At 45.4% G+C, this 8408-nt stretch carries 8 protein-coding genes and 1 pseudogene; all 9 read right to left on the bottom strand.

The window, feature by feature from the left end:
- A pseudogene (locus CAG68_RS08640) lies at positions 1–201 on the bottom strand (riboflavin synthase); the annotation flags it as partial.
- A gap of 8 nt (positions 202–209) precedes the next feature.
- A complete protein-coding gene (gene ribD, locus CAG68_RS08635) occupies positions 210–1337 on the bottom strand; it encodes a bifunctional diaminohydroxyphosphoribosylaminopyrimidine deaminase/5-amino-6-(5-phosphoribosylamino)uracil reductase RibD (RefSeq protein WP_053306529.1) in 1128 nt (375 codons plus the stop codon).
- A gap of 7 nt (positions 1338–1344) precedes the next feature.
- Positions 1345–1794, bottom strand: coding sequence for a transcriptional regulator NrdR (gene nrdR / locus CAG68_RS08630; protein ID WP_005381578.1), 450 nt, complete (start codon positions 1792–1794; stop codon positions 1345–1347).
- 205 nt (positions 1795–1999) lie between these two features.
- Positions 2000–3250 carry a glutamate-5-semialdehyde dehydrogenase gene (locus CAG68_RS08625; RefSeq protein ID WP_031780851.1) on the bottom strand — a complete coding sequence of 417 codons (1251 nt, stop codon included), beginning with the start codon at positions 3248–3250 and terminating at the stop codon, positions 2000–2002.
- A 17-nt stretch (positions 3251–3267) separates the two neighbouring features.
- Positions 3268–4407, bottom strand: a complete 1140-nt coding sequence (gene proB, locus CAG68_RS08620) for a glutamate 5-kinase (RefSeq protein ID WP_005383771.1) — start codon at positions 4405–4407, stop codon at positions 3268–3270.
- Between the two features lie 121 nt (positions 4408–4528).
- Complete coding sequence (gene crl / locus CAG68_RS08615; protein ID WP_005381584.1) at positions 4529–4918, bottom strand: sigma factor-binding protein Crl; 390 nt, start codon at positions 4916–4918, stop codon at positions 4529–4531.
- Between the two features lie 115 nt (positions 4919–5033).
- On the bottom strand, positions 5034–6281 hold the full coding sequence (gene frsA, locus CAG68_RS08610; RefSeq protein ID WP_005381586.1) for an esterase FrsA: 1248 nt from the start codon (positions 6279–6281) through the stop codon (positions 5034–5036).
- Between the two features lie 91 nt (positions 6282–6372).
- Positions 6373–6837, bottom strand: a complete 465-nt coding sequence (gene tet(34) / locus CAG68_RS08605; RefSeq protein ID WP_005381590.1) for an oxytetracycline resistance phosphoribosyltransferase domain-containing protein Tet(34) — start codon at positions 6835–6837, stop codon at positions 6373–6375.
- A gap of 263 nt (positions 6838–7100) precedes the next feature.
- Positions 7101–8390: an NCS2 family permease gene (locus CAG68_RS08600; RefSeq protein WP_005381592.1), complete on the bottom strand. Its 1290-nt coding sequence runs from the start codon at positions 8388–8390 to the stop codon at positions 7101–7103.
- Between the last annotated feature and the right edge of the window lie 18 nt (positions 8391–8408).

Raw genomic sequence — 8408 nt, 5'->3', positions numbered from 1 at the left:
GGTTTCTAATGACAGATCAGCACTGTAATAGTGGCTTCCGAAGTCAACTACCGTTAAGCAAACACCATTGGTCGCAATGCTATCGCCTAACTTAACGTCTGACATATCAAGCGTACCCGTTTCAACCGTGACGGTGATGTCTTCGCCCTTCGGCGTAATCGCAGCTAACTTGCCAACTGCTTCTACTATTCCTGTAAACATACTATTTCTTATCTAATTTCATTACGTTTTATGGTGGCGGTGATGCGAATGTCTACCCCAACCATACGAACGTCTGTAATGTTTAAATCTATGACGTCAGCCATAGCGCTTAACCCTAAAGCACCTATAAGCCCCCGACCATCGCTGCCCATGAGTTTTGGCGCAAGGTAAACAATGAGCTCATCTACAAGATTAGCCTTTATCATCGCACTCGCTAGCGTAGCTCCAGCTTCAACCCATAAGTGATTGATATGGTGCTCATCAGAGATACGTTTTAATGTCGTTGATAAGTCAATTTGGTCAGCGCTGTCCAATAGAGGGATACAGTCTCCATCAGAGCGAACAATAACTCGTTCTCCATCGGTATGGAACAGCTTGAGCGCATCAGTTAAATGGTTCTGACGGTCTAAGATTACACGTACTGGTTGACGAAGCTCTTCTTGTAAATAATGCGCTTGAACACTATTAGGTAAGTCATCCCAGCGCACATTGAGTGATGCATTATCATCAATCACCGTTTTGCTAGTAGAAAGAATGCCACCACTTATCGCTCGATAACGCTGCACATCTTGGCGGGCCGCTGGGGAGGTGATCCATTGGCTCTGACCATTACTGAGTGCGCTTTGCCCATCCAAACTGGCTGCCATTTTTAATTGAACAAACGGCATGCCTGTACGCATGTACTTTATAAAACCAGGGTTAAGGGCAAGGGCATCTTGCTCTAACAAGCCGATTTGTACTTCAATTCCGGCATCACGTAACATCTGGATGCCGCGACCTGCAACTTTCGGGTTTGGGTCTACCATGGCGCAAACCACACGTGCCACTTTGGCTTTAATCAGCCCTTCGGCACATGGCGGTGTACGGCCGTAATGAGAGCAAGGTTCTAGCGTCACATAAGCGGTTGCACCAACTGCTTTTTCACCCGCCATGCGCATCGCGTGCACTTCGGCATGCGGCTCACCAGCACGATGGTGATAGCCTTCACCGACAATTTCTTCATCACGAACGATGACACACCCTACATTTGGATTAGGGGCGGTGGTATAAATGCCACGTTTCGCTAACTTAATAGCTCGTGACATCATGGCGAAATCTAAATCAGAAAACGCTCTTTCAGGAGTGTGTTGAGTCATGAGCTACTCAGTCTTCTAGGCGGGCAATCTCTTCGCCAAACTCGCGAATATCTTCAAAGCTGCGGTAAACGGAAGCGAAACGAATGTAAGCCACCTTATCGAGCTCTTTGAGCTGGTCCATGACTAAATTACCAATCATTTCACTCGGAACCTCTCGCTCACCCGTCGCACGCAGTTGTGATTTGATCATACTGATCGCTAACTCTATAGAATCGGCACTCACTGGGCGTTTCTCTAAAGCGCGTTGAATACCGCCAACCATTTTATCTTCATCAAATGGTTCACGGTTGCCATTCGATTTGATTACTTTAGGCATCACTAACTCTGCGCTTTCAAACGTAGTGAAACGCTCGCTACACGCCAAGCACTGACGGCGACGTCGAACTTGATGGCCATCAGCCACTAAGCGGGAATCAATAACTTTGGTATCGTTCTCGGAACAAAAAGGACAATGCATATCACCTCCATATCTATACCAAAATAACCTCATGAGCAATCACGGAAACCACGCGTTCATGGTTATACGGACTCTATTAAAGCTATTTGGGTATAACGCTTTCAAACCGAAATAAAAGCTCATGTAGTGTAGCGGAATTGGTATGTTAGACAAAACAAAAAGGGGCGCAAAGGCCCCTTTTTCACTCAAGATCTCGTCGAATGTGTTAACTGCGTGCTAAGTAGTTCGCTTTACCAACCCACTTGTAGCTAGTTAGCTCTTCTAAGCCCATCGGACCGCGTGCATGTAGCTTTTGCGTAGATACTGCGACTTCTGCGCCAAGGCCAAATTGCGCACCGTCTGTAAAGCGCGTTGAAGCATTCACATAAACCGCCGCCGAACCGACAGAATTGATGAACAGTTCTGAGTTTTCCAAGCTATTGGTCATGATCGCATCTGAGTGGCTCGCGTTATGGACACGCATATGATCAATGGCATCTTTCACATCAGACACAACTTTTACACCAAGAGTGTAGCTCAACCATTCCGTATCAAAGTCACCCTCAACAGCATCGCGAATTTGTGTTGCTTGAGCCATCAGTGCTTTTGCCTTAGGCTCTGTCACGAAGGTCACTTTATCGTTCATGCGCTCTACGATCATTGGTAGGAGTTGCGCTGCAATTTTTTCATGCACGAGCAGCGTATCTAATGAGTTACACGCAGATGGACGTTGAACTTTAGAGTTCTCAACCACATTCAGGGATTTCTCTAGATCAGCGGATTCGTCGACAAAGATATGGCTGATACCAAAGCCACCAATAATCACCGGAATCGTGCTGTTTTCTTTACACATTTTGTGTAGGCCAGCACCACCGCGTGGAATGATCATGTCGACGTAATCGTCCAACTTAAGCAATTGAGAAACAAGCTCACGATCTGGTTTTTCAATGTACTGCACAGAAGCGGCAGGAAGGTTCGCCTTTGCGAGCGCAGACTGAATAACCTTCACTAATTCCATATTCGAGAAAAAGGTCTCTTTGCCACCACGTAAAATGCTTGCGTTGCCGGTTTTCAAGCACAACGCTGCGATATCAATGGTTACGTTTGGACGCGCTTCATAAATTACGCCCACGACACCAAGCGGCACGCGACGACGAGACAGTGACATCCCATTTTCCAGTACCTTACTGTCTATTTCGCTGCCTACAGGATCGTTCAGGCTAATGACGTTGCGAACATCATTCGCAATTGCAGTCAATCGTTCTTCGTTAAGCAAAAGGCGATCGAGCAGCGCATCGGTTAAACCCGCTTCACGGCCAAGTTCGATGTCTTTAGCGTTTGCCGCCAAAATAGCAGCAGAGTTTGCTTCTAGCTCATCAGCAATGATGGCTAATGCTTGGTTTTTTTGCGCAGTTGACGCTGTCGCTAATTCGAAAGCTGCATCTTTAGCAGCTTTACCCATATTCGTTAAATCCACTTTGCTTCCCTCTAATTCTATTCCTGAATGACGACCAAATCATCGCGGTGAATCACCTCAGAGCCATAATCATGACCCAAAATAGAGATGATATCTTTACTGTGCTTACCCGTAATTTTAGTTAGGTCATCACTTGAGTAGGCGCTGATGCCACGAGCCACCAACTTACCGTGAGCGTTTGTTACACGCGCTACTTCGCCTCGTGCGAAGTCACCACTAACTTTGATGACCCCTTTAGCAAGTAGGCTACTGCCCTTGCCGACCACAGCATTGACTGCACCATCATCAATAACGATGTCGCCCGATGCCGCAGGTCCCGCTAGAATCCAGCGTTTACGGTTCTCTAAGGCTTCAGCGCAAGGTAGGAAGCGCGTGCCCTGAGGTTCAGCACTTAAAGAGTCAAAGATAACATTCGGCGCACTACCAGCAGCAATAATAACCTCTATACCTGCGCGGCGAGCGATGTCTGCGGCTTGCAGCTTCGTTGCCATACCACCAGTACCCAATGTTGTACCGCTTCCACCTGCGATTTTACGCAGCGTATCGTCGATGGTTTTTACTTCCTTGATAAGCTCTGCGTTCGGATCTTTACGAGGGTCAGCAGTAAACAGACCTTTTTGGTCCGTTAAAAGCAAGAGCTTATCTGCACCACATAAAATGCCTACCAAAGCGGAAAGGTTGTCGTTATCGCCAACTTTAATCTCGCTAGTCGCAACGGCATCATTTTCGTTTACGATAGGAACAATATCGTTCGCAACGAGCGCATTAATAGTGTCACGCGCGTTAAGGAATCGCTCACGATCTTCTAAATCGGCACGGGTTAGTAGCATTTGGCCGATCTTGATACCATAAATACCAAACAAAGACTCCCATGTTTGAATCAAGCGACTCTGCCCCACCGCGGCAAGTAACTGCTTACTCGCCATCTCGTTGGGCAATGCGGGGTAACCAAGATGCTCACGGCCTGCTGCAATCGCACCAGACGAAACCATTACGATTGAATGGCCTTGTTTTTTAAGCTCAGCACACTGGCGTGCTAACTCAACCATGTGTGCACGGTCGAGTGCCAGAGTGCCGCCTGTCAGCACACTTGTACCCAGTTTCACAACGACAGTTTGTGGTTGTGAAACAACTGCATTTTGTTGATTCGTTGTCATGATGTCTTCTGAAGTGAAAAACAAATAAAGAGAGGATGTTTTAACAATCAAATAGGGAATTAACAAGAGAAAAGGTGCGTTTTCGCACCTTTTTGTTTGGTATTAAATGAAAACAACCAAATTAAGCGAAATCGAAAGACTCCGTGTGATATTCGACTTCTAATTTGAAGTGTTCTTCTAAAGTATCAACCAGCTTTTGATGGAATGTGCTCTGCGTGAGATACACTTCCTCTACCACTTTTTTGGGAAGGGCTTCAGATACCCATTGCCCTTCTTTGTTGTACTTGCCAATATGATATTTAGCAGTAAAGCCTCCCTCGATGGATTCCAAATCCATCCACCAGCCCCAAAATTCACGCTTCTCAGGCGATTTTTTGTCGTCTACACATACAGATAAACAATCAAAATAATAGCGCCCTTCTTGCGATTGTGGTTCGCGCAGGTAAGGCCCTATCGCCTTCAACTTTGACATCAAGCGAAAGTGAGTCGGGCCCTGAGTCGTCTCTGACATATGAATCTCCGTTTTCATAGTTAAAAGTAAACACCCAAGAATGATTATTATTTTTAATTATCATGAGCTTATTTTTTGCTCAGATATATCACTCTTAACTAATTTAGGAGAATTGTCACCCTAATAATTCATCTTCTAGCCACTTTATGGCTAAATCGAGGGATTGCTCATATCCTTTTGTAATTGTTTTGGAACTGATTTTTTTTGCTCTACCATACTGGCTAAATAGAGCAACAAGTTGATTATCACTGTGTGGCGACACTGGATCGCCTTCAAGACTCAAAGCCAAAATAGGCACTTTGGTTTTTCGACTGCTCAGGAAGCCCTGAACCTTCAATGACCACGCCATCATCTGACCAGCCATGCTATTAATATCAACCGCATTTTTCCCCAAACGGGAAGCCAAAAGATCTAAATACATCTTCGGCATTTTTTGTAACTTCTGAGGGGAAGTAAAAATATCATGTACGGGTGCGCCTAGAGCGACACAAGCTTTGATCTTTTCCTGCTCGACAAAAGAGAGTCTGATCATGGCATTACCACCAAAACGAAACCCAACTAACCCCACTTTGTGATGATCAACCCAAGGTAGCGAGTAAAGCTCATTCAATACCGCTTGATGTAGGCAACTTGAATTCTCGGTCAAGGGCCAATGAGAGCTATGCCCTACTGAAGGCATGTCTACGGTTAACATCGCAATATCTCGCGGTGCAAGACGATTACGGAACAAACGCCACATGTCGGTTTGTAGAGTATCCAAACCAGCGCTCACCATGACCACAGGCAACTGTTTATCCGTTCTTGGTAAATGGAGGTTCGCGATGATTTTGCGATTTTGGTAAGGCACTTCAATTTGCTTGATGGTGTACTTAGTTTTTTCTGCGCCGTCAGAATACGCTTTGTTTGCCAGTACTTGAGCCTGCGATGCCAAATTGTCATTTTTTAAATGTGGGTAGCCTGCAATACTAAAACACAAAGAAGCAGTGAAGAGTTCATCCGCTGCCTCTTCTCCTTGCATTTCATTTGCTCGCTTCTGATGATCCATACCAAGCTTGATCCACTCAAATGTCCAGTTACCACTGTGATAACCCATTACAGTGTCTAACCAATCATCATTGGTTCGCGAGTGAGAAGATGAAGCAATTTTGGACAGTACGCCTTCCATTTCGATCGGAGACAATCCTTGCCAAGCCCATTGCAAGCGACGCAAATGACGATACCAAGCACGATCACCCTGCGCTTCTCGTTCATCAAGTATTTTTTTACTGGTCGGCATGTACTGGGTAAGCGCGGAGGTTTCTTTTGCTTGCTTATGTTTCACGAACAAAGTTTCGGAAAGATTTTTACTGACGTCTTCAGACATAGGAAGAACCCTAGGCTATTAGCATGATTTAATATCATAATAAAAAAAATGCCCCTATAAAGGGGCATTTCTCAATATTCTTTAACCGCGCTTATTTTTGCTTGCGGTTTACTGGCTCAGCATACTGGATTGACATATCCCAAGGCTGCTCGATCCAAGTGTCTTGAGCAATATCTACAACGTAATCATCCAGCAGCTCTTTGCCTGATGGTTTCGCACACACAGCGATCATTTTCGCTTTTGGATACATCTCACGTAGTTTGCGCGCTGTATCACCACTGTCTACTAGGTCTTCAACGATTAGGTAACCTTCGCCATCACCTTCAGGTGCTTTTAGTACCGTCATGTCGCGCTGATGATCATGGTCGTAGCTTGAAATACAGATTGTATCAACGTAACGAATACCCAGTTCACGAGCCAAAATAGCGCCAGGAACCAAACCGCCGCGGCTTACCGCCCAAATTCCTTTCCATTGCTCAGCTGGCATTTGTTTTTCAGCCAGTTCACGGCAGTAAGTCTGCATTGCATCCCAAGTGATAATGAATTTTTTACTCATTGTAATAACCTAATAATTTGAAAATATGCATCCTCAAAATCTAGCGAAGTCACTCAAAAGCGGAATGCTCACTAACTTCTCCAAAATGTTTGGAGACGAGGATTTCAAGCTGCGCAAACGATTATTCTACCGAAACACACCGCTAATACCAACGGTGATATCAAAATTCTCTGCCTATTCCGCAGAAAAACCGTCTTCTGTGAACAACGTAAAAAAGAAAAAGCCAGCGTGAATAAATCCACACTGGCTTTTTGCTCGAGAAATTAACCGACGAGGTATTTAACGATGAAGATGGCTGACATCACCCATACACTCATCGACACTTCACGGCCCTTACCGCTGAATAACTTGATCGCCGCGTATGCGATAAAGCCTAACGTGATACCTTCTGCAATCGAGAATGTTAGCGGCATAACTAAACAAGTCACAACAACTGGGGACGCTTCAGTTAGGTCACGCCAATCAATGCTTACTAGCCCAGACAGCATCAAGATCGCCACATAGAATAGCGCACCTGACGTTGCATAAGCAGGGATCATACCCGCAAGTGGTGAGAACAATAGAGCAAGTAGGAAGAGTACACCAACAACTACGGCTGTTAGACCAGTACGCCCACCCGCAGCCACACCAGAAACGCTTTCAATATAAGATGTCGTGTTAGAGGTACCAAGTAATGCACCTACTGACGTTGCTGTTGAGTCTGCAAGTAACGCTTTGTTTAAACGAGGGATGTTGCCATTCTCATCAGTTAGACCAGCTTTTTGAGAAACGCCAACGAGCGTACCTGCGGTGTCAAATAAATCGACAAATAGGAAAGCAAATACGACGGAAATCATGCCTACTTCAAACAAACCAGAGAAATCCAGTTGCATGAAAGTTGGCGCAATGCTTGGTGGCGTTGACATAATACCGCCCCACTGCACATCACCAAATAGAAGACCAAGCGCTGTAACGCCAAGAATGGCGATCATCACCGCACCTTTCACACCACGGTGAACCAGTGCAATCGTAAGAAAGAAGCCAATCGCGGCCAATACAGATGGCAATGATGTGATCTCTCCCATAGAAACTAATGTCGCTGGATTATCAACGACGATACCTGCATTTTTTAATGCGATAAACGCTAAGAAAAGACCAATACCAGCTGAAATACCTGTTCGTAGAGAATGCGGGATCGAGTTAATAATCCACTCACGGATCTTAAATACGCTTAAAAGAATGAACAGAAGGCCAGAAACAAATACAGCCGCCAACGCAACTTGCCACGTATAACCCATTCCCAATACAACAGAGTAAGTAAAAAATGCGTTCAGGCCCATTCCTGGTGCCTGTGCGATTGGGTAATTGGCAACAAATCCCATGATAAAACAGCCGATTGCGGCAGCAAGACAAGTCGCGACAAAAATGGCGCCACGGTCCATACCGGTATCCGACAGGATCGCTGGGTTTACAAAAATAATGTAAGCCATAGTTAGGAAGGTCGTAACACCTGCAATGATCTCAGTGCGCACATTTGTGCCATTTTCACTGAGTTTAAAAAGCCTCTCGAGCATGATCGAATCCTGTAAAGG

This window comes from Vibrio sp. V42_P2S4T144 (genome assembly GCF_009904715.1).
Classification (GTDB): domain Bacteria; phylum Pseudomonadota; class Gammaproteobacteria; order Enterobacterales; family Vibrionaceae; genus Vibrio; species Vibrio alginolyticus.
The sequence above is the reverse complement of the archived record's forward strand: the minus strand, read 5'-3'. Positions and strand labels throughout refer to the sequence as shown.